Genomic DNA, 1,527 nt, shown 5'->3' with positions numbered 1-1,527 from the left:
AGACATGGAGATGGGCTGTTTCCATTTTGGGGAGAGTCAGTGTGAGCACACCATTTTCCCATTCTGCTTTTACTTCCTCCTTTTTTACCTGTGTGGGCAAGGGAACGATGCGCTGGAACTTGCCATAGTGAAATTCCGAGCGATACCAACCTTTTTCTCCTGCACGTTTTTCTTGTTTGTGTTCTCCAGAGATAGAAACAGCATAAGCACTAACTTCAACATCTATGTCTTTAACCTCAACACCTGGAATTTCTGCTTTTAAGATAATGCCTGTATCAGTTTCTTGCAGTTCAATAGCTGGTTCCCAAGCAAGACTCATTTTCGGGAATAGGTTTTCACCCGGTTCCCCATGTATCCATTCATCAAACAAATGATTCATTTGTTGACGGAGAATATCGAGTGGCTGCCAACTAATTAAAGACATATTTTTTCCTCTCCTAAGTTTTATGGAGTCTCTGTTATGGAGTCAAGCATGGAATGAGGATCGACCTTTCTCGCTTTAGACTCTGATATCACCTTAGAAAAAGATTTTGAGAAACTTGTGAAGATGAAAATAGTTTTTGTTTCGATTCTCCTTCCCTTAGCATTTCGGCTGAAGCCTTGTTCACTATTAACTTTCCCACATTGTCATCATTGTTTCACTAACACACTATGGTCAAAAACCTAGGTCTAGAAATTTAGGAGTTTGAAAACACACCATAGTAGGGATGTTAATCCCTCACTAATTACCTTCTACCTTTTTTAACGAATGTATCATTCAGGACAATACAGCATATTGTAAGTAAATGAGGTACAAGCATAAATAATACAACTCTTGTATTAAGTAAGTCGGCACAATAAAACCAAACTATGTGAAGAATAGTAAATAAGCCTAAAACCCTTGTTCCCCCTGCTCCCTGCCCCCTGCCTTATCCAAACGATAATTTTTTACGCCAACCTACTTATTCGCATATTGCCCACTAAATGTGTACCTCAATCAGATGAAATACGATGTATATCCGGTGGAATACATAGTTATTATTATTTCTGCAAATATTGTTCTATGAAGTTTTTGATTTGTTTAATTTTAAACTTTTGAGCTAATTGATTAATGTGTTGTGTAAATGGAGAAAAATCACTATTTAAACTTTCAATCCTTGCTGATTCTTTAACTAAATTATTAATTAAACCTTTGCGACTTAACTCATAAAGTATATTCAGGTCTTCCTGAGATGGGGGCACAATTTTGACAGTATCTGCCTCAACTTTTGTCTGTTTGGATTGTTGGTTGGATTGTCCTTTTTCCTGTTTATCTTCCTCGTATATCCACTCTAGTTGCAGATGTAGGCCTAATGCTGCCAATAAACTATTAACCTCCACAGGCTTGGGTAAAAATTCATTAGCGCCAGCTTCTAAGCTCTGATGTTGATCTGATGCAAATACGCTAGCTGAGGATACAATAATAGGTACATTTTGGAATAAAGGTAATTGACGAAGATTAGCAATCATTTCATAACCATCCATAATTGGCATGGCAAGATCACTGAT

General features: G+C 37.3%; 2 protein-coding genes. Both read right to left on the bottom strand.

Features of this window, described 5'->3' with window-relative positions; all coding sequences use genetic code 11:
* Window positions 1-424: Hsp20/alpha crystallin family protein (locus CALSC_RS25200; protein ID WP_088243925.1), on the bottom strand; the 424-nt coding region annotated here is incomplete at its 3' end.
* 596 nt (window positions 425-1,020) lie between these two features.
* A partial coding sequence (locus CALSC_RS25195; RefSeq protein WP_143288393.1) for a response regulator occupies window positions 1,021-1,527 on the bottom strand: 507 nt, incomplete at its 5' end.

It is taken from the genome of Calothrix rhizosoleniae SC01 (genome assembly GCF_900185595.1).
Taxonomy (GTDB): Bacteria; Cyanobacteriota; Cyanobacteriia; order Cyanobacteriales; family Nostocaceae; genus Calothrix_A; species Calothrix_A rhizosoleniae.
The sequence above is the reverse complement of the archived record's forward strand: the minus strand, read 5'-3'. Positions and strand labels throughout refer to the sequence as shown.